This window comes from Klebsiella sp. GL120222-02, from assembly GCF_003097195.1.
GTDB lineage: Bacteria > Pseudomonadota > Gammaproteobacteria > Enterobacterales > Enterobacteriaceae > Klebsiella > Klebsiella variicola.
On record NZ_QEQO01000003.1, the window covers coordinates 728262 to 751188 of the forward strand.

Sequence of the window (22927 nt, forward strand, 5' to 3'; positions counted from 1 at the left end):
TTTCGACGACTTGCCCCCGCCTGCCGGGGGCTTTTTTTTGCTTCATCGCCAGACCCGTCCGAACAATGCGTTCCGCTTCCATAACGGAACAGCGATTTACAGATTGGCGTCCTTATCTTTCGTCCCGTTGGCAGTGTGAACCGGCGCGCCGAGCGTCGCTTTAAACCAGTTGACCACGCGATCGATAACCGGCTTCTGATACCAGCTATCGTCGCCATGTTCAGCGCCTTCGACCAGTACATAGTCTGCCTTATTACCTTCCGCTTTTAATGCCTTATATAACTGCGCGCTTTGGACAGGTGAAACCAGGGTGTCAGCGCTGCCATGCATAATCAACATTGGCGGTTCGTTACGAGAGATATGCCCCATCGGGCTGGCATTGAGCGCTTTTTGCCGGTCACTGCCGATAGCCGCGCCAGGCCAGTCGCGAAAAGCGCTGCCATGGACCAGGAGCGCCTCCGTCACGGCCGGCGAGGCGTGCACGTGCTGAACCTCTGGTGGGAAGCCTTCACCAATATTCAATAGATTAGAGATGCCATACAGCGTCGCTGCGGCCTGGACATCGGAAGACTGGTCAAGAAAATCGCCCTGCTCCCAGGCTTTCTCACCGTGCGTCAGCGCCATCATCTGCGCCATATAGCCGCCAGCAGAATCGCCCAACACGCCGATACGTTTAGGATCAATGCCATATTCCGCCGCGTGGGCGCGCAAGTAGCGGATAGCCGCTTTACCATCGACAACCGGCGCCGGAAACGTGTCTGGTACCGTGCGGTATTCCGCCGCTGCGACGACAAATCCGGCTTCCGCCAGCGCCATGCGCATTTCGATAAATTTATCCCATGCCGCGCTGGTAAAGCCGCCACCAGGGAAGTAGACAATGGCGGGCTTTAGATCGTGATTGCGCGGCACCAGCAAAGACATATGCATCTGACGCACAGAGACCGCGTTTTTAACCTGGCTATAAACCACGCCATTGAATGTGTCGATACGGCCACGAGTCTGGTCCACGTGAATAACCTGCGCACCATCAGCATAACCAGGGAGTTCCGCAGCGTAGGCTGTCGCCGACATGGTGCCCAGCATCAGGCCGCTGGTAAATAACAAAGGAAGGGTTTTCATGGTATTCAGTCCTGGAGAATACCTGCCAATAGCAGGTCAAATACAAAATGCGATCGCGTTTCAGGCAGTGTATCCCCGAAAAATCACCATGAATAATGCGCTTTTTGTATTAAATTCATCTACTTTTTTGATGAAACAGCCATTTATCGCTCAACTCTGACCACGAACGACTGCATAATGTTAGTTGTCTGCTCCTGTATCTGGCGGGATACCGATGACGTCATCCTGAACATCAAAGCCGGGTTTCCCGGTTTAAGAGATGAACGTTTAGCCATGCCGGGCGTTAAAGCGCAACTCTCCCTCCAGCTCCTCCTCTGCTTCATCAAATAATAAAATCAACGCGCCGAAGCGCCGACGCTGCTTGTCGTTTAAATGAATAAACTCAATATCCAGCGGCAATGGCAGCAGCCCACCAGTCACCGCGTCCCACAGTGAATCGAGGTTGTTGACCTTATCCTGAGCCAGCTCAAAGGTTCGGGAAAACTCCCGGTAGAAATCCTGTTGTTCGGCGATTTCGTCAAAATCAAACGTATAGGTGGTCATGGCAGCCCCTCCCGCTTCTCTTCCTGTCGCCGTTAAGTATAGCGATAAAAAAACCGACGCCTGGGCGTCGGTTTAGGGGTTAACTGCTGGTCAGCACATGCTGGTACTTGTGCAACATCTCAACCAGCCGCCGCACGGGCTCGGTCACCTGCGGCGAAGCCTCCCAGACCCGCAACTTCTCCTGATAGACATCAAGCTCAGCCAGCAGCTGGGTAAAGTAGCGCCGACGCTTATCATCACTCCCGGCGGAGATCACATGATCTGCGGTACGTCGCAGCTGTCGATGGAAGGCCGACAGATCGTCGTTCACCGGCACGGGCGCATCGCGCAGGCGCTGATGGGCAATAATCAACGTCAACGCCAGACGGAAGCGGGCGACATCGCCGGGGAACTTGTTGAGCAATAAAAACAACTGCTGATAGAGCGCGGGCAGATGATTCTCTTTGCGACGCGCCGAGTTCGTTGTCAGTGAGGAGACCGCCGCAGAGACAAACTGGTTCAACAGCACCCGACCGGTTCTGGCCCGTGAGTTATCTCTGACGAGCAGAATCACCATCAGGGCAAGGAAACAGCCGACGATCTGCCCCAGCGCACTGTCGAGGAACTGACTGAACTGAAACTGCATCGGGTTATCCAGCACCAGAATGTTGATGGTGCTCGCCAGCGCCCCCAGCGATCCGAGACGCCTTTTCTGCACTTCGATACCGATAAAGAACGCCATCGCCGCCAGGCTGATACAGAGCAGCAGCATACTCTGCTGCGTCGCCGGCATGATCACCAGGAAGTACAAGGTACCCAACGGTAACGCCGCCAGGGTGCCGTAGAGGAAGTCCATCGCCACCATTCGGGGGTTAGGCAGGCGCATCGCCAGCGCGGTAACGACGGCAATCATCACCATCGCGCCGCTGCCTGAGGTCCAGCCTGTCCACAACCAGAACAGCGTCCCGAGGATACAGGAGACGGAGGTACGCCAGAAGTTCACCATCGCATGGTGGCGCTCAGCAGATTCCACTTTGACCACCGCTTCGCCGCGCAGCACACTATCTTCAATGCGACTGATTTTGGTGTTACCCACCACGCCGCGCTTAAGCAATAAGTAGCGCGTAGCGGCACCCACCCAGCTGTAGATGGTCACGGGCGTATTATGCTCGCCTTTCCAGGTCAGAAAACGGCGCATACGCTTCAGCTGCTGGTGGACGTCCTGCACTGTCTCCACCGGCTCGGCGAACAGCTCACGGTAGTCATCCGTCACCATTTCCGGGCGCGAGTTCTGAATCAGGTAGGTCTCGCAAGCCTGGGTGATAAGCGTTAATGAAAGGGTATTGATCGCCTTCAGGCGCTGATTCGCCTTCGCCCAGCGAGAGGATTCCATGATCAGATTACTGCGCATACCTTCCAGCGCCGTGGTGCGACGCACCAGCGCGCCCCACGCCTGATCCACTTCCTCTTTTTCACCGTGGGCGACGCATAACTGCATCAGCTTATATTGCGCAATCAGCAGGTTATCCAGCTCAAGGTCGATCTCTTTTTTAATCGAACGTGGAGAGAACAGCAGGTCGGCGACGATAGCGCTGACAATACCGATGACAATTTCGCTACAGCGTTCGACAGCAAACTGCGGCGCCAGCATCGGATTGGTATGGATGGTGATAATGATAATCAGCGCAGTGTACCCGGCCAGTCCCCAGGCATAGGAGTTCTCGACCTTAACCAGCGACGAAATCCAGGTACAAAACCCGGCCCACAGGCAGCAAACCAGCATCATCAGCAGAGGCGCACGGATCATCAGGATGATGATAATCAGCGCCGCAATACAGCCAATAAAGGTCCCGGCAATTCGCAACATCCCACGATAGCGGATCGCGCCCGAGTAAGGTTCGCCGCCGGCAGCAAAGGCCGGCCCGGCGGCGACGATCGCTGCCGTCAGTACTGCCCAGCGCGGTGTTTCGAGCTGAAAATGGAAACCGACGAACAGCGCCAGCACCACCGCGCATGCAAGCTTAATGGCAAAGCGGAGATGCCGGGGAGCAATGGTATATGTCCCCATAGCGATTAACCGAATTCGCGCAGGCGCATAGCCAGTTTCTGGAAGAAGTTGGCCCGGCTGGTATCGCGGTCTTCTTTACCGGTGATCACCACCGTCGCCGTGGTGCCCGATGGCCACAGATTGCCCTGCTGCTGGTCGAGGCGAATACGCACCGGCACACGCTGCGCCAGACGCACCCACTCAAGGTTGGAGTCGACCGAGGCCATCCCTTTCGAGTCGCTGCTGCTGCTGGCGTTGGTCACCCCTGCAGCGATACTGTCCACTGTCCCTTTAATGGTTTTGCTGCTGCCAAGCGGGGTAATCTCCGCACGGTAGCCAGGGCGGACGCCTTCCAGCTTGGTCTCTTCCAGATAGGCCATGACGTAAAACGTATTCTCTTTCACCAGCGCCACCGCCGTGGAGCCACGGGTAATAAACTCCCCGGTATAGACGTTAAGGTTGGTCACCCAGCCATCCGCGGGGGCGCGAATTTCTGTGCGCTCGAGGTCCAGCCTGGCCAGATCGCGGCTGGCTACCGCTTTCGCCAACTGATGCTCAACGGTTTGCAACACGTTGTTCGCCTGGTCTATTTCTTCCCGCGACATCGCCTGTATGCCCAGCTTATTACGCCGACCCGCTTCAACGCGCTTCTCCTGCGCTAAGGTCTGGTAGTAAGCGACATCGGCTTCCGCCTCCGCCAGCGCTTTTTGGTAACGAGGTTGGTCAATAACGAACAATACCTGGTCTTTCTTAACCAGTTGGTTATCCTTGACGTTTACCTGGGAAATCAGCCCGGAGACGTCAGGGGCAATCGCCACAATGTCAGCGCTAAAGCGCGCATCCCGCGTCCACGGCGAAGCGGTGTAATAGACCCAGGCACGGAAAATCGCCACGAAAGCCAAAATGACCAGTATCACGGTAATAGCGGTACGGAGGATATTTCTTGTTAGTGTTTTCACATCAACCTCAAACGAACAAGCGCGATATCAAATAAAAAAGGCAGCAATATAGCGCCGTATTAAACAGTGCAGGGTGCCAGACAAAATCGTAAATGCCGGTCGGAACCAGCAGTCGATGCACCAGCCAAAAGATGGCCAGCGACAAAAGCAACTCGAAGAAGATCGGCGGAAACGATAAGCCGAAAATCACGATGACAGGAAACAGACTCATGATGACCTTGAATAAGAAGCGTACAGGTAGTGAGCAGATGCGTTTATTATGTAGCTAACAATATATTAACGTAACGATTGCCGCATTATCTACAATGTGTGATCTAAATCACTTTTAAGCCAGAGTGAATAATGGAACGATTAAAACGCATGTCCGTTTTCGCCAAAGTGGTCGAATTAGGTTCATTCACCGCGGCGGCCCGCCAGCTTCAGATGAGCGTTTCTTCGATCAGTCAGACCGTCGCCAAACTGGAAGATGAGCTGCAGGTAAAGCTGCTCAACCGCAGCACCCGCAGCCTTGGCTTAACTGAAGCAGGTAAAATCTATTACCAGGGCTGCCGTAGGATGCTGTTTGAAGCGCAGGATGTCCATGAGCAATTATACGCATTTAATAACACCCCCATCGGGACGCTGCGCATCGGTTGCTCTTCAACTATGGCACAAAATGTTCTGGCGCGCATAACGGCGGAAATGCTGAAAGAATACCCCGGGCTCTCCGTCAATCTGGTCACCGGCATACCAGCCCCTGACCTGATCGCCGACGGCCTTGACGTGGTGATCCGCGTGGGGGCCCTGCAGGATTCCAGCCTTTTTTCCCGCCGCCTGGGCTCAATGCCGATGGTATTATGCGCCGCCAAAAGCTATCTGGCGCAGGCAGGCAATCCGGAGAAACCGGCCGACCTCGCCAGCCATTCATGGCTCGAATATAGCGTACGTCCGGATAACGAATTTGAAATTATCGCCCCGGAAGGGATCTCAACCCGCCTGATCCCGCAGGGGCGCTTTGTGACCAACGATCCCATGACGCTGATACGCTGGCTGACGGCCGGGGTGGGTATCGCTTATGTACCATTGATGTGGGCGATCGAAGAGATCAACCGCGGCGAGCTTGAGATCCTGCTGCCCAGCTATCAGTCCGATCCACGGCCGGTCTACGCGCTGTATACGGAAAAGGATAAACTGCCGCTGAAAGTGCAGGTCTGTATCAACTATCTGACAGAGTATTTTGTCGACGTGGCGAAGATCTATCAAGGCATGCACGGGCGCGGGATCGCCCGGTGAAGCGGTTCCCGGCAGCGCCGGGAACCTGGTCAGGATCAGGCGGTACCGCCGACGGTAAGATTATCGACCTTCAGGGTCGGCTGGCCGACGCCCACCGGCACGCTCTGGCCCTCTTTGCCACAAACGCCAACGCCGTTATCCAGCCGCAGGTCATTCCCTACCATCGAAATCTGCTGCATGGTTTCAATCCCGGAGCCGATCAGCGTGGCCCCTTTCACCGCCTTCGTGACCTTCCCTTTTTCGATCAGATAGGCTTCGGAGGTAGAGAAGACAAACTTACCGGAGGTGATATCCACCTGCCCGCCGCCAAAGTTAGGCGCGAAGATACCGTAATCGACCGACTCGATAATCTCCTGCGGCGTCGACTGGCCCGCCAGCATATAGGTATTGGTCATACGCGGCATCGGCAGATGAGCATACGACTCGCGACGGCCGTTACCGGTCGGCGCGACGCCCATCAGACGGGCATTGAGCTTATCCTGCATATAGCCTTTCAGGATGCCGTTTTCGATCAGCACGTTGTATTGCCCCGGCGTGCCTTCGTCATCGATGGCGACCGACCCGCGACGATCGACGATGGTGCCGTCATCCACCACAGTACACAGCTCAGAGGCAACTAATTCCCCCATATGGCCGCTAAAGACCGAGGTGCCGCGACGGTTGAAATCACCTTCCAGCCCATGGCCGACCGCTTCGTGCAGCAGGACGCCAGGCCAGCCGGCGCCGAGCACCACCGGCAGCATCCCCGCCGGAGCGGCGACTGCCGAAAGGTTCACCAGCGCCATGCGCACGGCTTCTTTCGCCCAGGCATCAGCCCGCACGTCGCCCTCCTGGGAGGCGAGGAAATAGTCATAGCCAAAGCGTCCACCGCCGCCGCTGCTGCCGCGCTCACGCTTGCCATCCTCTTCCACCAGCACGCTGACCGAAAGGCGCACCAGCGGGCGAACGTCCGCGGCGAGGGTGCCGTCGGTGGCGGCCACCAGAATCAGCTCATAAACGCCGCTCAGGCTGGCCGAAACTTCCTGCACGCGCTTGTCCGCCGCCCGGGCGACTTTGTCCACCCGGCGCAGAATATCCAGCTTCTCTTCCCGACTCATGCTCTGCAGCGGGTCGATGCTGGTGTACAAAGGGCTGTACTCAACGGCTCCCAGGGTCTGCACTTTGCCATTACCGGTATCACGCACAATCGTCCGCGCCGCCTGGGCGCTCTGCTCCAGCGCCAGCTTGCTAATCTGGTCCGCATAGGCAAAGCCCGTTTTTTCGCCGCTGACGGCGCGCACGCCTACGCCCTGGTCAATGTTGTACGACCCATCTTTAATGATGCTGTCTTCCAGAACCCAGGATTCGTGATAGCTCGACTGAAAATAGAGATCGCCGTAATCGAGGCGGCGCTCGGTCAGTTGACCAAGAATGGCAAACAGATCCTGATGATTCAGGCCATTTGCCGACAGTAATTGTTCACTTACCAGGTTCAGACTCATCGTTATGCTACTCGTTTGTTGCCGCCTGACAGGCGGAAATACAGAAGGCGATCTATTGAGATTGCGGCAATTCCCGGCAATCGTCAAATCATTGCTTTTTGTTGCTACGCGCCTGGCGCAGCACCTCATTGATCTGCGGCTGGTCAATCGGACCAGTAATGCGATAGCGCAGAATCGAGACTTTGTTCCACAGCGGGCCCAGCACCTTGCTGGCGGCAAACACCGCCGCGCCGACGATAGGGTTGACGGCAAAAGCCGCCGCCACGCCGACGGTCGCAGAGATCTCCGGCGCCACCACCGCCTGCAGATCCAGCCGGCGGCGCACCAAATCGACCGAACCTTTCATGGCAATATCCGCTTCCAGGCCATCCACCAGCGTATCGTCGGTATGCAGCACGCCATCCTTGATCCATGCCGTACTGTTAATCGAGTCGAAGTAAAAGCCCTCGCTGAAGGTATCGCTAAAGTCGAAGCGCAGCTTACGCAGCAGGGCATCAACGCTCAGCAAACGCAGCAGCTGGCCAGCGTGTCCGGTACTCAGGTCGGTAAACTGTCCCTTGCCGAGGTGGCTTTTAATGATCCCATTGAGCGATGCGACATCGGGCGACCAGGGCGGCGCGCGCCAGTGCAGATCATAGTCGATGTCAAACGGCGAATCCTTCACCGGCGTGGAAACGCCGAAGAAACTGGCAAACTCATCCGTTTTATTGCCATGCAGTTTGCCTTTCAGCGACGTGCGTACACCGGTCGGCGCGCTGACCCAGACGCCATCGGTCGTCAGTCGGCCAAACCCGGTATCCACCAGACCATTGGAGAGCGTTAAGGTATCGCCCTTAATCGCCACATCGCCGTCAATACGGCCATATTTTTGCCCCCACAACCAGCATTCCGCACAGCGCAGCTGCAGATCGGGCCAGCCGTGGAAATCCAGCCGCGTCTCTGCCTGCGGGGCAGCGTTCTTCTCACCGGTCTGGCCATTGGCGCTGGTCGGGTTGAAATAGAGATAACGCACATTCGCCAGCCAGGGCGCATTGTCGCGCATCGTCAGGGTAGCGTTGATTTCACGCCCCTGCGCCTCGACCTGCGAGCCGCCGGCGACCGGCTGCGACATCAGACTGACGTTGTTCCACTGTTGACCGGCAAGCGCCAGCGACGGCGTACGCAGCACAATGCGCTGGGGAAAGAGTATGGTGCTGCTGACTTCATTCGCCGCCCCGTTTTGAAAGAGCGCCAGCCATTGAGCGCCATCCATCGGTGGCAAATTGAGTTCAACCCCAGGCTGGTCAGGCAGCGGAGAGAGACCCTTGCTGTCCGAAGTAAGGATTGCCCGATCCAACGTCAGCTTATGGTTCAGCAACCAGCGGCTGTTGATATGATTCTTCGCGCCGACGGAGCCGGTCAGGTCGAAGCTGCTCAAACCGCCGGCGACGTTAATTTTGATCGGCATCGGCTCTCCAGCGGGCTTATTGACCGGCGAAGGTAAGTGACTGCTCACATTCTTGAGGTCGCCGTTGATATCAACCTTATAGCTGGCGTTGCCATGGTACGGCAGTTCGATAGCGACCTTGCCCTCCCACGGCACGCTGCCGCTCAGCGCTTCGTTGACGGCTTTTGGCAGCAATCCGGTATGCGATGGCTGCCAGTTGGCGTTCATCCCGACGTCCACCAGAAACGCTTTTTCGCCCTCCCGGGTGGAAAAATTGAGATTCAGCGGCTGATGAAACCAGGTCGCGCTCAAGGTTTCGCTATTGAGATCGCCATTCACGAAGCTGAAATTCCCGCTCAGGTTTTGCAGAGTGGTGTCTAACGGCTTGATAAACAGACTGTTATTCTGCAGACGCACATCGCCTTTCGCGGTGGTCATTTCGCCATCTAAAGGGATGTTAAGATGTAAGCGAGCGCTCACATCCCCGTCCAGCTGCAGGGAATCCAGCGCCGCTCCCAGGGTCTCTTTCAGCGGCGTGGTGTTGAAATAAGGTCCCACCTCTTTGCCCGGGCCTTTGATATCGGCATCAATCAACAGCTTTTCAGCGGTATAGTCCGGGATCGCGGCATCGAGATTGCTGGCGGTGACATTGCCGAGCATCGCTTTATCCGCCCGCATCCACAACCCGTTATTGATGAAGTTGAGGTCGATGTTCAGCCCGGTCAGCGCCGGCCAGTCCGGCTGGAAGGCAAAAGTGGCGTTCTTCAGTGGGACATAAACCTGGAACTGCCCTTCATTATGCGGGTAAGGGAAAAGATGCGGATTGCCGCCATACACCAGCGTCGCATCGCGAGCCTGTCCGGCTTTAATCGCGCCGCTGAGATAGTCCACCAGCGCCTTGCCCATCAGGTTTTCCGGGAAGTAACGCCATGCCTGGCCACCATCATTGGTGCTGATGCCCGCCAGAATGCCCAGCCAGGGATCATCTCCCTGCGGTTGCAAATAGCGGAAGCCGCCGCGGGCGCGGACACCCGTCGCCTGCACGTCAATATCGCGGCCATCAAGCATAAACCCTTTGTCGTTTTTCACCCAGCTGAGGGTGGCTTCGCCAGCGGCGATCTCCAGCGGGGCGCGGAAAACACCGGTATAAGGCATCAGCGCCTGCGTCATGCGGGCGCGCAGTTCCCCGTGCTCAACGCTGCCATTCAGACTGCCGGAAAAGTGTTCCGCTCCCGGCAGGAGTTTCCACTGCTTCCATGCCAGATCGCTCCACTGCGCCTGAAAGCGCGTTTTCTCCGTCGCCTGAAGGGGAATATCGAGCGCCAGCAGGTTGATTTTCCCGCTGGGCTGCGTGGTGCGCCAGAGCTCGCCCAGGGAAGGCGCCAGCTTATCGGCGAAGGGCTGTAATCCGCTGAGGCCGCTGAGGGTTAAGTTGCTGGCACGAATGCGTAATTCATCGCTACGCTGATGGTCGTCGCCACCGACGTCCTGCGCCGGGATCCAGGCCATCGCCAGCGCGCCGCTTGGCCAGGGTTTATCGTCGATAGCGATCCGCGTATCGGGAATGTAGAAGCCCCAGCTCTGCTTGTCGTGGGAGAGATGCGCCGTCAGGTTATCCACTGACAGGTGATGAACTTCGTCATCCCCCTGCCAGCTGGCGCCCCCTTTTTTCAGCCATACGTCACCGCTGGCCACATCGCCTTTTTCAATGGTCATCCAACCTTCAAGGCTGAAGCGGGCGCTCTTCAGAGCGATATTGTCCTGCATCCAGCGGCCGAGCCACGGTTTGACGTCAATATCGTCAGCCTGTAGCCAGACTCGCCCTTTATTCAGCAGGCCATCCTCATCGCGGAGATCCATCCGCACCTGCATCACGCCATGCTGGCCGGTGAGACTGGAGAGACTAAGCTGCCCCTCGGCGCGGTGACGGTTCCTGCCGTTAAGCCAGGTCAGCTGCGGGACTGCCAGCTCCGCCCGCTGACCGGAAATGGTCAGGAAGCTCAGATGGCTGTCGCGCAGGGTAAAGTGGTCGAACTGACGTAAAAAGAGATCGCTGATGCGGTCGGTTTTCAGGCTTTCGCCGCCGTCATTGGTCTGAATAGGGGTGTTGGTATGAACCTGCAGCTGCCAGAAGGTAAGATCGCGGAACTGCCAGCGCATATGCAGCAAACTCTGCCAGACGTCCAGCGCCACGGTCACGCGCTTCACCGCCATTTTGCCGCCGTCTTTCAGCCCGACCTGAATATCACGAACATCTAACGTCGGACCAAAATTTTGCCAGCTGGCGGTGATCTGCGAGGCATCCACCGGCGTGCCGGTAAGCGTGGAGATCTTCTCCAGCAGCTGCGGACGCCAGGCGTCGAGCTGCGGCAACACGAGACGCAAGCCACTCACCAGCAGCGCGACGATAACAATCAATGTTGCCACGGTGAGCAATAAAATCCCGGGCAGTCGCCTCACGCCTCTCTCCTTGTCAGCCGCACAATGACGCGGTGTCTTACATCATAACCACATCGAACTGCTCTTGATTATAGAGCGGCTCAATTTGTACCTTGACCTGCTTACCGACAAAGATTTCCACTTCCGCCAGCGCGTGCGACTCTTCCCCTTTCAGGGTTTCCGCCACCGCAGGGGAAGCATAGACCAGGAAGCGATCGGAATCATAAGCATGATGCACGCGGACGATCTCACGCATAATCTCATAGCATACCGTTTCAACCGACTTTACCGTTCCGCGTCCATGGCAGGTCGGGCACTCGTTGCACAGCACATGCTCCACGCTTTCACGCGTGCGCTTGCGGGTCATCTCCACCAGTCCCAGCTGCGAGAAGCCATTGATGCTGGTTTTCACCCGATCTTTACTCAGCGCCTGCTCTAAGGAGTGCAGTACCCGTCGACGATGGTCTTCATTGTTCATGTCAATGAAATCAATGATGATAATGCCGCCGAGGTTACGCAAACGTAGCTGGCGGGCTATCGCCTGGGTGGCTTCGATATTGGTATTGAAGATAGTATCGTCAAGATTCCGGTGCCCGACAAACGCCCCGGTATTGATATCAATGGTAGTCATCGCCTCGGTCTGGTCGATGATCAGGTAGCCCCCGGACTTCAGCTCAACCTTACGCTCCAGCGCGCGCTGAATTTCGTTCTCCACATCAAAGAGATCGAAAATCGGCTGGCGGCCGCTGTAGTGTTCCAGCTTGCTGGTCATTTCCGGGATATATTCAGCAGTGAACTCAAGTAACGCCTCGTAGGTCAGGCGAGAGTCGACGCGAATACGGTCGAGATGCGCATCGGCAAAATCACGCAGCACGCGCTGAGCCAGGGCCAGCTCGCCGTACAGCTGATAACGGGTCTGATTGCGCTTTTTGCGCTCCATCACCTTGGTCCAGACGCGCTTCAGATAGGCGGCATCGGCGGCCATTTCCTGCTCGTGAACCCCTTCCGCAGCGGTGCGAATGATAAATCCGCCCTGCTCGTCGCAGTAATCTGCGACAACCTTCTTCAACCGCTCACGCTCGGCTTCGCTTTCAATGCGTTGGGATACTCCCACATGGGAGGCGCCTGGCATAAACACCAGATAACGGGAAGGCAGGGTGATATCCGTGGTCAGACGCGCGCCTTTGGTGCCCAGCGGATCTTTGACCACCTGGACCATCAGGTCCTGGCCCTGGCGCACCAGCTCCGAAATATCGCGTACGGTAAACTGCTTTTGCTCCTCACCAGCGACACATTCGGTATGCGGCATGATATCGGAGGCGTGGAGGAACGCCGCCTTATCGAGACCAATATCTACAAAAGCCGCCTGCATTCCCGGCAGCACTCGGCTAACACGACCTTTGTAGATATTGCCTACTATTCCGCGTCGCGCTTCACGCTCAATATGGATTTCCTGCAGAATACCGCCATCGATATACGCGACGCGCGTTTCGGATGGCGTTACGTTAACTAATAATTCAGCCGTCATCTTTATCCCTTTTCTTTACGCAGTGAGTTAAAGTTACTGAGCAACTCATACGTTTCCACCAGCGGTAAGCCGACTACGGCGTGATAGCTGCCATTAATCTTCCTGACGAAGCAACCACCCAACCCTTGAATACCGTATGCACCTGCTTTATCTAAAGGCTCGCCGCTGGCCACATATTCGGCGATATCCTGCTCGCTAAGCAGCCGGAAGGTCACGTCCGTGACCACCAGACAGTCCAGCGTCTGCTGCGTATCTGCCAGCGCCACCGCCGTCATGACCTGATGCGTTTGGCCGGAAAGCAGACGCAGCATTGCTGCAGCGTGTTCAGCGTCGCGCGGTTTCTCCAGCACTTCGCCGTTAAGAATGACAATCGTATCCGCCCCCAGCACCGGCAAATCGCGCGATGCCATCGCCACCCCGGCCTGCGCTTTTTCGCGCGCCAGGCGGACAACATAGTGCTCGGCGCTCTCCTGCGGCTGGCGCTGTTCCTCAATACCGGGAACCAGACGCTCGAAAGTGAGACCAAGCTGAGTCAGCAGTTCCTGCCGACGCGGGGAACCTGAAGCAAGATACAGAGTTGTCATATCAACCTTATTGCACTGCAAATTGCTGACGCACTTTGCGCATCAGCAGGAAGAGCCATGGCCAGAGGACACCGTTTACTACACTACTCCAGAATACTTCCGGACGGAAAGAGACGTTGATCACTAAAAACTCTGCCCAGAAAACAATGATATCCACGGCCAGGGATAACAGCATGACCACCAGCGCTTGTTGCCACAGCGCCAGGTTACGGAACAGCTGATATTTCAGCGCGACCAGATAGGCGATAATGCTTAAGGACAGGGCGCGAACGCCCAGCGTCGAGCCGCTAATGAGATCAAGAATAGCCCCCATCACGAAGCCCGTCCCCACGTTCACCCGATGCGGCAGGGCGAGGATCCAGTACAGCAGGATCAATAATACCCAGTTGGGCCGGAAAACACTGATGTCCGCCGGCCAGGGCATAATTTGCAGCAATAGCGCGATAAGAAACGAGAGCCAGATAACCCAGCGTCCCTGGCTACGATAACTTGCCACTATTGCCCCCCTGCAGGCAGAGACGGCTGCGATGGCGTCAGCCCGGTGGCTGGCGCCGGCATCTGCGGCCCCATGGCATCCGGCGCAGGCAGCACCTGCGGCATCATCTGCATCAGGCGCTCGTTAGCCACGCGATGGACCTCTTCCGGGGTCATCGGGTTGGCGCCATTGCGATCGGCGCCCCACAGCAGCAGCAGATAGCGCAAGCGCTGCAGCCCGGCCGTCGGACGCGCCTGAATCACGGTGTAGGCGCGCTGAGTGTCCAGCTTCACCGAGGAGACCACCCCGACCGGATACCCTTCCGGGAAGCGGCCACCGAGACCAGAGGTCACCAGCACATCGCCGACGCGAATATCGGTATTCGCCGGCAGATGCTCAAGCTGGAGATCGTCAGTACAGCCGTTACCGGCGGCAATCACGCGAATGTCGTTACGCAGGACCTGGATCGGCAGCGCATGGGTGGCATCGCAGATCAGCAGCACCCGGCTGGTCATTTTCGCCACGGCCACGACCTGCCCCACTACGCCTTTATCGCTGATAACCGGCTGGCCTTCGTAAACACCGTTCACGCTGCCCTTATCAATAACCACCTGATCGCTGTAGGGGTCGTTGACCGTTGAGATGACCTGCGTCACCATTTTTTGTTCGTCCTGGCGCAGCGGCGAGCCAAGCAGTTCACGCAGACGCGCGTTCTCTTGCTTGTACTGGCCCAGCATCAGCAGATCGCTGTTTTTCAGCAACAGTTCCTGACGCAGCGCGCGGTTTTCCAGTTCGAGCTGATCGCGGGTCGCCAGCGTTTGCGATACGCTGTCGAGGAGTTCCCGGGGACCATTAGAGACAAAGTAGAAAGGGCTGACGGCTGTATCCATGTACGTTCTGATTTGACTGAACGTACCCAGGCGGCTGTCGGCGATAATGACGCCAAGCGCCACCAGCACCGCCAGAATAAGGCGAATCTGTAGCGAGGGGCCACGGCTAAAAATTGGCTTCATAGGCTATGCGTATTCTCGTGTCAGTAAAGACCAGGGGCAGCCGCTAAGCCACCCCAGACCTTCAGGCTGACTACTCTTCGCTAAACAGGTCGCCGCCGTGCATGTCGATCATTTCCAGCGCCTTGCCGCCGCCACGCGCTACGCAGGTCAGCGGATCTTCAGCAACCACGACTGGAATACCGGTTTCTTCCATTAACAGACGGTCCAGGTTGCGCAGCAGCGCACCACCGCCGGTAAGAACCATCCCGCGCTCGGAGATATCAGAAGCCAGTTCCGGCGGGCACTGCTCCAGAGCAACCATGACCGCACTCACGATGCCGGTCAGCGGCTCCTGCAGCGCTTCAAGAATTTCGTTGGAATTCAGGGTAAAGCCGCGTGGTACGCCTTCCGCCAGGTTACGGCCGCGAACTTCGATTTCACGCACTTCATCGCCCGGGTAAGCCGAACCGATTTCGTGTTTGATACGCTCAGCGGTCGCTTCACCGATCAGGGAGCCGTAGTTACGACGCACGTAATTAATCACGGCTTCGTCGAAACGGTCGCCGCCGATACGCACGGAAGAAGAGTAGACCACGCCGTTCAGGGAAATAACCGCGACTTCGGTAGTACCGCCGCCGATATCGACAACCATAGAACCGGTCGCTTCAGAAACCGGTAAGCCTGCGCCAATCGCTGCCGCCATCGGCTCTTCGATCAGGAAGACTTCACGAGCGCCAGCGCCCTGCGCGGATTCACGGATCGCACGACGCTCAACCTGGGTGGCGCCAACCGGTACGCACACCAGCACGCGCGGGCTCGGGCGCATAAAGCTGTTGCTGTGCACTTGTTTGATAAAGTGCTGCAGCATCTTTTCCGTCACGAAGAAGTCAGCGATGACGCCGTCCTTCATCGGGCGAATCGCCGCGATATTACCCGGGGTACGGCCGAGCATCTGCTTCGCTTCATGACCTACGGCGGCGACGCTTTTCGGCGATCCGGCACGATCCTGACGAATGGCCACCACGGAAGGCTCATTCAATACGATGCCTTGTCCTTTTACGTAAATAAGGGTATTCGCGGTACCCAGGTCAATGGACAGGTCATTGGAAAACATGCCACGAAATTTTTTTAACATACTAAGGGATAATCCTGAAAGCTGGGGCGGAAAACAAAATCCGCTTACTTTACCAACCACACGCAGCAGCGACAAGGCGCAAAAATCACCTGCTGCGGTGAAAATTAGTGCAGTTCATTTCCTTTGTTACAAATTTTTCCGACTCCGTTCATTGCTGAAATCTTCAGCAGCGCTCCACGCCTGAATTTGTAACCTGTCAAAGGAGGGTCACTGGCATTTACATTGCGATGATCCGGCGAGTAGACAAGCACACCCCCTTCACGATGGCGCGCGTTATTCTACGTGAAATCACGCTAAACGGCAGATCAAACCGAGTATCTTTGCGAATATTTTTTCACATTTGTGTCAAGTGGCTGTGAGGCCGCAAAAAATTCCCCCTGACCGCCTGTGACACCGCATTGGGACAGCACTAACCACTCGCTGCGGCTGCGTACGCCCGTCGCAAAAACTTGCATAGGCATGCCTTTGCAGGCTTCCACCAGACTTTGCACCAGCAGCTGGTTCTCACTGCGCTTTTCAATGTTGCGCGCCAGCCCAGGATGCAGTTTGATCAACTCCGCATCCAGCTGCTTGATCCAGCTGGTTCCCACCAGGGTTAGTCCCGCCTGAACGACCGCCACCCGAACGCCCAGGGCGTTAACCAACCGCATAACCGGCTGCAGACGGCCGATATATTGACAAACATCTGCCTCCGCAAGTTCAAAAATAATCCGCTGACGCTGCGATTTTTCACACTGCATTAAGGCATCGCGCAGCCAGCGCTGAAAACGGGGACGGATCAGCGACTCCACCGACAGCTGTAACGCCAGGTTTTCTTCAGGCCAGAAGCCTAAAAATGGCAGCAGGCGCGTCACCTGCAGGCGGTCATACTCCTCCGCCAGACCAAACTGCAGCACCATCGGCATGTACTCGGCGGCGATCACCTCTTCTTTACCGTCGTACATCCGCGACATCAGTTCACGGTGATGCACCCGGCCATCGCGGGTAACGGCAGGTTTTTGGTACAACCGCGGTCCCCCGCGGCTCAGCATCTGTTCGATCAGCGTCCGCCAGCGAACGTTGCCGCGACCTTTCTCAGGAAGGGTGTCATCGTAAACCGACCAACTATTGCTACCCTGCAGCACCGCGTTGCGCGTTGCCGCTTCCGCGTGCTCCATCACCTGCGCTGTCGATTGCCCGCTGCGGAAAGCACAGATCCCGATATGCATCATATCGTCGCGATCGAGAATGCGCGTCGGCGGCAGTGCGTCCATGGCCTTCAGCAACAGCCCGGCGATACTATCCGCCTCTTTTAACGTGCGGTGCGGCAGCAGCACGGCGAAGTCGCTACGGTGATAGCGCGCCAGTAGCGCGCCGGGATAACGCATAATAAAGGTAGAGAGCAGGTTGATAAGCGTGAAGTAATGCTCTTCGGCGGCCGCCCGTCCCCAGTTGTCCCGTAGCAGATCGAACTCCGGCAGACGGATCATCATGACGATGCCGTAGGCGCCCACTTTCTCCTGGTCTTCCAGCAGCGTGGCCAGCTGATTATCAAAGAACAGGCGGTTATTCAGGCCCGTTTTAGAATCCTGTGCCGCATAGGAGCGAATCAGCGTATCCATACGGCTGCGCTGATCGCTGGCGAATTGCAGCTCCGACAGCAGCATATCCAGCGCGCTGCTGGTGCTGGCTGGCCATTCATAGACCGATCCGCGCACCTGCGGCCCGCGCTCGCCGCTCAGGATGCGCGTGGAACGCAGCTCAAGCAGCTCCTGACCAGCCAGCTGGCGGCGGATCCAGCGGACGGCGAAGAAAATAATCACCACCATAAAGCCGATGGAGATCGACAGCGGGGCCGTGATCGACAGCGAGCGGAAATAGTTCACCATTGGGTCAACGTAGACCAGATGCAGAGTGATACCGGGGTGTTTAAGCGACGGGACCGTGATCTCACGGAATTGCTCATGGCTGCCAAGCGGGCGGTAGCTGTCGGTTCGGGAGTGGCTGTAGAGTGGTTTGCCGTTAAGCATGAAATCGATATGCACGATCTCGATCGGCGTCATCAGCTCATCCAGCTGCGGCTCAAGCTGATCAAAAGAGGTGGTGATGAGCCGGTTATCCAGCATGGTCGCCACCGCCTGAACCCGGTTTTCGACCTTGTTCTCAATGCCGTTATAAAAACTCAGCGAAGCGCCAATCAGCGTGACAAAGATGGTCAGGCTAGTTAGCAGCGTGATAAAGGCTGAGAACTTCGTCGTTAATCGCATCCCTGTGTTAACTCCGCGAGTGAATGACTGCCCGATGAACCATCAGGCTCCCGTGCTGGCGCGCGCCTTGCCGCTAGCATTAACCTTTTAAAGCGCGACGCATACTATCAAAGATGGCGAGTCTGGCAATGGAATGCGTATTATCGGCGAAAGTATGCCGATAGCGAGTATAGTCGGCAGAAAAAATTTGCCAATCATTGCCCGCCTGCGGCCTGCGCCAGAAGCGCTTTAATTTTAGACGCAGGATGGCAAACCCGCGCCAGCGACGCAAATTATTACCAGTTTACCGTCTGGCCAGCTTACCGCCCTCTTTTCCCTGCTAAAGATGCCGGGTCATGCGCGGTAAAGGAAACGTCTTGCACCACTTTCCGATGATTCCTGGACGACCGCGCCTCTGCTTCGGCGGCGGCTCCTCATCCTAATCTGCAATTTTTCGTGACATATTCGCGATAAATCGCCGTCTCCGTCATGCTTAGGGAAACGCATGACGGAGGACACCATGAAAAGAAAAAAACTGACGGAAGCCGACGTCACGGCCGAATCCGTTTTTATGCTCAAGCGGCGCCAGGTGCTGAAAATGCTGGGTATCAGCGCGACGGCGCTTTCGCTTCCCGCCGCCGCGCAGGCCGATCTGCTGGACTGGTTTAAAGGAAATGACCGCCCGCCGGCCCCGGCGGGCAAGGCCCTGGACTTTGCTAAACCCGCCGAGTGGCAGGCTAATCTGACGCTCACCCCGGAAGATAAGGTCGCCGGTTACAATAACTTTTATGAATTCGGCCTCGATAAAGCCGACCCGGCGGCGAACGCAGGTAGCCTGCGCACCGATCCCTGGACACTGACCATCGGCGGTGAAGTGGCGAAGCCGCTGACCCTTGACCATGACGATCTGACCAAACGCTTTCCGCTGGAGGAGCGCATTTACCGTATGCGCTGCGTGGAGGCCTGGTCGATGGTCGTTCCCTGGGTCGGTTTCCCGCTGCATAAACTGTTGGCGCTGGTGGAACCCACCAGCAACGCACGCTATGTCGCCTTCAAAACCCTTTACGCCCCGGATCAAATGCCCGGGCAGAAAGATCGTTTTATCGGCGGGGGACTTGCTTATCCTTACGTGGAAGGGTTGCGACTTGACGAAGCCATGCACCCCTTGACGCTGCTTACCGTCGGCGTGTATGGCAAAGCGCTGCCGCCGCAGAACGGCGCGCCGATTCGCCTGACCGTGCCGTGGAAGTACGGTTTTAAAGGCATTAAATCCATCGTCAGCATTGAACTGACGCGCGAGCAGCCGCCGACCACCTGGAATCTGGCGGCGCCGGACGAATACGGCTTCTTTGCCAACGTTAATCCCCATGTCGATCATCCCCGCTGGTCGCAGGCCAGCGAGCGGTTCATCGGCTCAGGCGGTGTGCTCGATGTGAAACGTCAGCCGACGCTGCTGTTTAACGGCTATGCCGACGAGGTGGCCTCACTGTATCGCGGTATGAACTTGCGGGAGAACTTCTAGTGCGTTTCACCGTCAAACAGATCGCGTGGTTGAAAGTCTTCCTCCACCTGGCGGGGTTTTTACCGCTGGTCTGGTTGTTCTGGGCCGGGCATCAGGGCTACTTTAGCGCCGATCCGGCCAAGGATATCCAGCACTTTACCGGCAGGATGGCGCTTAAATTTCTGCTGGCGACTCTGCTGGTCACCCCGCTGGCGCGCTATGCAAAGCAGCCATTATTGATTCGCATTCGCCGCCTGTTAGGTTTATGGTGTTTTGCCTGGGCGACGCTGCACCTGACCAGCTACACCTTGCTGGAGCTGGGCATTAACAATCTGGCGCTGCTGGGCTCGGAGATTATCAATCGCCCCTATCTGACGTTAGGCATGATCTGCTGGGTGATCCTGCTGGCGCTGGCGGCGACTTCGACGCAGGCGATGCAGCGAAAACTGGGCCGTCGTTGGCAACTTTTGCACAATTTCGTCTATCTGGTGGCGATCCTCGCGCCGATTCACTACCTGTGGTCAGTGAAGATCGTCTCGCCGCAGCCCATCATTTATGCCCTGCTGGCGGTGGTGCTTTTGGCATGCCGTTATAAGAAGTTCCGCCAGTGGTGGCGCTGAATCCGGTAATGTGCAGTTTCCCGCAGATCTTTTATCAACCGCGACTCTTTTTACGATAGCGGTTGATAATCTTCCCTGATAAGACCAGTATTTAGCTGCCAATTGCTACGAAATCGTTATAATGTGCGACTTTGGTTTTCCTGACGGGGTTTTCTGACCCTGAAAAGGTGACAAGGGCGCATTGAAGGTATATGTTGTTTTTTACCCGAAGATGGCAGGAGATCGCCACACGATGGCTGACAAGTTTCACATTTTGCTTTTGAATGGTCCAAACATTAACATGCTCGGTACCCGAGAGCCTGATAAGTATGGCACCCTCTCGCTGGCTGAAATTGTTAACCGTTTGACATCTGAGGCGGCGGCGCTGAATGTGAGCCTGGATCACCTGCAGTCCAACGCGGAGTATGCGTTAATCGACCGAATTCATCAGGCTAAAGACAACGTGGACTATATCCTGATTAATCCGGCCGCGTTCGCGCATACCAGCGTAGCAATCCGTGACGCGTTGCTTGCCGTGAACATCCCGTTTATCGAGATTCACTTGAGCAACGTGCATGCACGCGAACCCTTCCGCCAGCACTCATACCTGTCAGATGTCGCCGCTGGCGTCATTTGCGGACTGGGGGCGGACGGCTATTCATACGCTTTACAGACGGCGGTAAAACGCCTGTCACAATCACACTAAACAAAGAGTACGGAACCCACTCATGGATATTCGTAAGATTAAAAAACTGATCGAGCTGGTTGAAGAATCAGGTATCTCCGAACTGGAAATTTCTGAAGGCGAAGAGTCTGTTCGCATCAGCCGCTCTGCACCGGTCGCAAGCTATCCGGTTATGCAGCAGGCTTATGCTGCACCGATGATGCAGCCTCAGGCGCCTGCCGCCGCGGCTGCCGCACCAGCTGCTGCAGCTGAAGCGCCGGCAAAAGCGGAAATCAGTGGTCACATCGTACGTTCCCCGATGGTTGGTACTTTCTATCGTACGCCAAGCCCGGACGCGAAAGCGTTTGTGGAAGTTGGCCAGAAAGTTAACGTGGGCGACACCCTGTGCATCGTCGAAGCGATGAAAATGATGAACCAGATCGAAGCCGACAAAGCCGGCGTGGTGAAAGCCATTCTGATCGAAAGCGGCCAACCGGTAGAATTCGACGAGCCGCTGGTAGTTATCGAGTAACGAGGCGAACATGCTGGATAAAATTGTCATCGCTAACCGTGGCGAGATCGCATTGCGCATCCTGCGTGCCTGTAAAGAACTGGGCATCAAGACCGTCGCTGTGCACTCCACCGCGGATCGCGATCTAAAACACGTATTGTTAGCGGATGAGACGGTCTGTATTGGCCCGGCTCCGTCCGTAAAAAGCTATCTCAACATCCCGGCTATCATCAGCGCGGCGGAAATCACCGGCGCGATAGCGATTCACCCGGGTTATGGTTTCCTCTCCGAGAACGCCAACTTTGCCGAGCAGGTTGAGCGCTCCGGCTTTATCTTCATCGGTCCGAAAGCCGACACTATCCGCCTGATGGGCGACAAAGTGTCCGCAATCACCGCGATGAAGAAAGCCGGCGTCCCGACCGTTCCGGGTTCTGACGGCCCGCTGACCGACGATATGGACGCTAACCGCGCCCATGCCAAACGCATTGGCTATCCGGTGATCATCAAGGCCTCCGGCGGCGGCGGCGGTCGCGGTATGCGCGTTGTGCGTAGCGACGCCGAACTGGCGCAGTCTATCTCCATGACCAAAGCGGAAGCGAAAGCGGCTTTCAATAACGACATGGTCTACATGGAGAAATACCTGGAAAATCCTCGCCACATCGAGATCCAGGTACTGGCGGACGGTCAGGGTAACGCTATCTATCTGGCAGAGCGTGACTGCTCCATGCAGCGTCGCCACCAGAAAGTGGTCGAGGAAGCGCCGGCGCCGGGCATCACCCCGGAACTGCGTCGCTACATCGGCGAACGTTGCGCGAAAGCCTGTGTGGATATCGGCTACCGCGGAGCGGGCACCTTCGAGTTCCTGTTCGAAAACGGCGAGTTCTACTTCATTGAAATGAACACCCGTATTCAGGTAGAACACCCGGTTACCGAAATGATCACCGGCGTTGACCTGATCAAAGAGCAGCTGCGTATTGCAGCTGGCCAGCCGCTGTCCATCAAGCAGGATGAAGTGGTCGTCAGAGGCCATGCGGTGGAATGCCGTATCAACGCCGAAGACCCGAACACCTTCCTGCCGAGCCCGGGTAAAATTACCCGCTTCCACGCGCCGGGCGGTTTTGGCGTGCGCTGGGAGTCTCATATCTACGCCGGTTACACCGTACCGCCGTACTATGACTCCATGATCGGTAAACTGATCTGCTACGGCGAAAGCCGTGACGTGGCGATTGCCCGCATGAAGAATGCGCTGCAGGAGCTGATCATCGATGGCATCAAAACCAACGTCGATCTGCAGATGCGCATTATGAGCGACGAGAACTTCCAGCATGGTGGCACTAACATCCACTATCTGGAGAAAAAGCTCGGACTGCAGGAAAAATAATCTTGTATTTGCTGCAAAAGGCCGGTTAATCCGGCCTTTTTTCTTTTTCTCTCCCCTCGACTTTTCC

General features: G+C 56.7%; 20 protein-coding genes. 6 read left to right on the top strand and 14 right to left on the bottom strand.

The window, feature by feature from the left end; translation table 11 throughout:
* Positions 1–96: 96 nt before the first annotated feature.
* From N438_RS13645 to aaeX, 5 genes are all read right to left on the bottom strand, one after another.
* Positions 97–1119 carry an alpha/beta hydrolase gene (locus N438_RS13645; protein WP_060619391.1) on the bottom strand — a complete coding sequence of 341 codons (1023 nt, stop codon included), beginning with the start codon at positions 1117–1119 and terminating at the stop codon, positions 97–99.
* Positions 1120–1386: 267 nt separating this feature from the next.
* Positions 1387–1662: a barstar family protein gene (locus N438_RS13650; protein ID WP_008806681.1), complete on the bottom strand. Its 276-nt coding sequence runs from the start codon at positions 1660–1662 to the stop codon at positions 1387–1389.
* 79 nt (positions 1663–1741) lie between these two features.
* Positions 1742–3709, bottom strand: coding sequence for a p-hydroxybenzoic acid efflux pump subunit AaeB (aaeB, locus tag N438_RS13655; protein WP_012540451.1), 1968 nt, complete (start codon positions 3707–3709; stop codon positions 1742–1744).
* Positions 3710–3714: 5 nt separating this feature from the next.
* Positions 3715–4647, bottom strand: coding sequence for a p-hydroxybenzoic acid efflux pump subunit AaeA (gene aaeA / locus N438_RS13660; RefSeq protein WP_008806683.1), 933 nt, complete (start codon positions 4645–4647; stop codon positions 3715–3717).
* Positions 4648–4654: 7 nt separating this feature from the next.
* On the bottom strand, positions 4655–4858 hold the full coding sequence (aaeX, locus tag N438_RS13665) for a p-hydroxybenzoic acid efflux pump operon protein AaeX (protein WP_002918640.1): 204 nt from the start codon (positions 4856–4858) through the stop codon (positions 4655–4657).
* Positions 4859–4989: 131 nt separating this feature from the next.
* On the opposite strand from aaeX, the gene aaeR reads away from it, so the two are divergent.
* Complete coding sequence (aaeR, locus tag N438_RS13670) at positions 4990–5919, top strand: HTH-type transcriptional activator AaeR (protein ID WP_008806684.1); 930 nt, start codon at positions 4990–4992, stop codon at positions 5917–5919.
* Between the two features lie 35 nt (positions 5920–5954).
* On the opposite strand, the gene tldD is transcribed toward aaeR, so the two are convergent.
* From tldD to N438_RS13720, 9 genes are all read right to left on the bottom strand, one after another.
* Positions 5955–7400: a metalloprotease TldD gene (gene tldD, locus N438_RS13675; RefSeq protein WP_008806685.1), complete on the bottom strand. Its 1446-nt coding sequence runs from the start codon at positions 7398–7400 to the stop codon at positions 5955–5957.
* An 88-nt stretch (positions 7401–7488) separates the two neighbouring features.
* Entirely contained in the window at positions 7489–11286 is a 3798-nt protein-coding gene (gene yhdP, locus N438_RS13680) for an AsmA2 domain-containing protein YhdP (protein ID WP_116696334.1), read from the bottom strand.
* 37 nt (positions 11287–11323) lie between these two features.
* On the bottom strand, positions 11324–12793 hold the full coding sequence (gene rng, locus N438_RS13685; protein ID WP_008806687.1) for a ribonuclease G: 1470 nt from the start codon (positions 12791–12793) through the stop codon (positions 11324–11326).
* A gap of 2 nt (positions 12794–12795) precedes the next feature.
* Positions 12796–13377 carry a nucleoside triphosphate pyrophosphatase gene (locus N438_RS13690; RefSeq protein ID WP_008806688.1) on the bottom strand — a complete coding sequence of 194 codons (582 nt, stop codon included), beginning with the start codon at positions 13375–13377 and terminating at the stop codon, positions 12796–12798.
* A 7-nt stretch (positions 13378–13384) separates the two neighbouring features.
* Entirely contained in the window at positions 13385–13873 is a 489-nt protein-coding gene (mreD, locus tag N438_RS13695; protein ID WP_008806689.1) for a rod shape-determining protein MreD, read from the bottom strand.
* Positions 13873–14865, bottom strand: coding sequence for a rod shape-determining protein MreC (gene mreC / locus N438_RS13700; protein ID WP_008806690.1), 993 nt, complete (start codon positions 14863–14865; stop codon positions 13873–13875). The genes mreD and mreC overlap by 1 nt, the downstream gene beginning before the upstream one ends.
* Before the next feature lie 70 nt (positions 14866–14935).
* Positions 14936–15979: a rod shape-determining protein MreB gene (mreB, locus tag N438_RS13705; RefSeq protein WP_002918653.1), complete on the bottom strand. Its 1044-nt coding sequence runs from the start codon at positions 15977–15979 to the stop codon at positions 14936–14938.
* Positions 15980–16284: 305 nt separating this feature from the next.
* Positions 16285–18225 (bottom strand): RNase E specificity factor CsrD, encoded by a 1941-nt coding sequence (gene csrD, locus N438_RS13715; RefSeq protein WP_008806692.1) that lies wholly within the window; start codon positions 18223–18225, stop codon positions 16285–16287.
* Positions 18226–18304: 79 nt separating this feature from the next.
* Positions 18305–18496, bottom strand: coding sequence for a hypothetical protein (locus N438_RS13720; RefSeq protein ID WP_032691257.1), 192 nt, complete (start codon positions 18494–18496; stop codon positions 18305–18307).
* A gap of 228 nt (positions 18497–18724) precedes the next feature.
* Between N438_RS13720 and msrP the strand changes: the two genes are divergently transcribed.
* The 5 genes from msrP (at position 18725) to accC (ending at position 22860) form a co-directional block, all read left to right on the top strand.
* A complete protein-coding gene (gene msrP, locus N438_RS13725; RefSeq protein WP_012540448.1) occupies positions 18725–19726 on the top strand; it encodes a protein-methionine-sulfoxide reductase catalytic subunit MsrP in 1002 nt (333 codons plus the stop codon).
* Positions 19726–20325, top strand: coding sequence for a protein-methionine-sulfoxide reductase heme-binding subunit MsrQ (gene msrQ / locus N438_RS13730; protein WP_060619393.1), 600 nt, complete (start codon positions 19726–19728; stop codon positions 20323–20325). Before msrP ends, msrQ begins: the two co-directional genes overlap by 1 nt.
* A 232-nt stretch (positions 20326–20557) precedes the next feature.
* Positions 20558–21010: a type II 3-dehydroquinate dehydratase gene (gene aroQ, locus N438_RS13735; RefSeq protein WP_012540446.1), complete on the top strand. Its 453-nt coding sequence runs from the start codon at positions 20558–20560 to the stop codon at positions 21008–21010.
* Positions 21011–21032: 22 nt separating this feature from the next.
* Positions 21033–21500: an acetyl-CoA carboxylase biotin carboxyl carrier protein gene (gene accB, locus N438_RS13745; protein WP_008806696.1), complete on the top strand. Its 468-nt coding sequence runs from the start codon at positions 21033–21035 to the stop codon at positions 21498–21500.
* Positions 21501–21510: 10 nt separating this feature from the next.
* The gene (gene accC / locus N438_RS13750; protein WP_008806697.1) at positions 21511–22860 is read left to right on the top strand and encodes an acetyl-CoA carboxylase biotin carboxylase subunit; all 1350 of its coding nucleotides are present in this window, start codon (positions 21511–21513) and stop codon (positions 22858–22860) included.
* The last annotated feature ends 67 nt before the right edge of the window (positions 22861–22927 follow it).

Excerpts from the sequence above, each read along its gene's own strand:
- N438_RS13645 (WP_060619391.1), bottom strand. The coding sequence starts at position 1,119 with ATGAAAACCCTTCCTTTGTTATTTACCAGCGGCCTGATGCTGGGCACC.
- N438_RS13650 (WP_008806681.1), bottom strand. The coding sequence starts at position 1,662 with ATGACCACCTATACGTTTGATTTTGACGAAATCGCCGAACAACAGGAT.
- aaeB (WP_012540451.1), bottom strand. The coding sequence starts at position 3,709 with ATGGGGACATATACCATTGCTCCCCGGCATCTCCGCTTTGCCATTAAG.
- aaeX (WP_002918640.1), bottom strand. The coding sequence starts at position 4,858 with ATGAGTCTGTTTCCTGTCATCGTGATTTTCGGCTTATCGTTTCCGCCG.
- aaeR (WP_008806684.1), top strand. The coding sequence starts at position 4,990 with ATGGAACGATTAAAACGCATGTCCGTTTTCGCCAAAGTGGTCGAATTA.
- tldD (WP_008806685.1), bottom strand. The coding sequence starts at position 7,400 with ATGAGTCTGAACCTGGTAAGTGAACAATTACTGTCGGCAAATGGCCTG.
- rng (WP_008806687.1), bottom strand. The coding sequence starts at position 12,793 with ATGACGGCTGAATTATTAGTTAACGTAACGCCATCCGAAACGCGCGTC.
- N438_RS13690 (WP_008806688.1), bottom strand. The coding sequence starts at position 13,377 with ATGACAACTCTGTATCTTGCTTCAGGTTCCCCGCGTCGGCAGGAACTG.
- mreC (WP_008806690.1), bottom strand. The coding sequence starts at position 14,865 with ATGAAGCCAATTTTTAGCCGTGGCCCCTCGCTACAGATTCGCCTTATT.
- mreB (WP_002918653.1), bottom strand. The coding sequence starts at position 15,979 with ATGTTAAAAAAATTTCGTGGCATGTTTTCCAATGACCTGTCCATTGAC.
- csrD (WP_008806692.1), bottom strand. The coding sequence starts at position 18,225 with ATGCGATTAACGACGAAGTTCTCAGCCTTTATCACGCTGCTAACTAGC.
- msrP (WP_012540448.1), top strand. The coding sequence starts at position 18,725 with ATGAAAAGAAAAAAACTGACGGAAGCCGACGTCACGGCCGAATCCGTT.
- aroQ (WP_012540446.1), top strand. The coding sequence starts at position 20,558 with ATGGCTGACAAGTTTCACATTTTGCTTTTGAATGGTCCAAACATTAAC.
- accB (WP_008806696.1), top strand. The coding sequence starts at position 21,033 with ATGGATATTCGTAAGATTAAAAAACTGATCGAGCTGGTTGAAGAATCA.
- accC (WP_008806697.1), top strand. The coding sequence starts at position 21,511 with ATGCTGGATAAAATTGTCATCGCTAACCGTGGCGAGATCGCATTGCGC.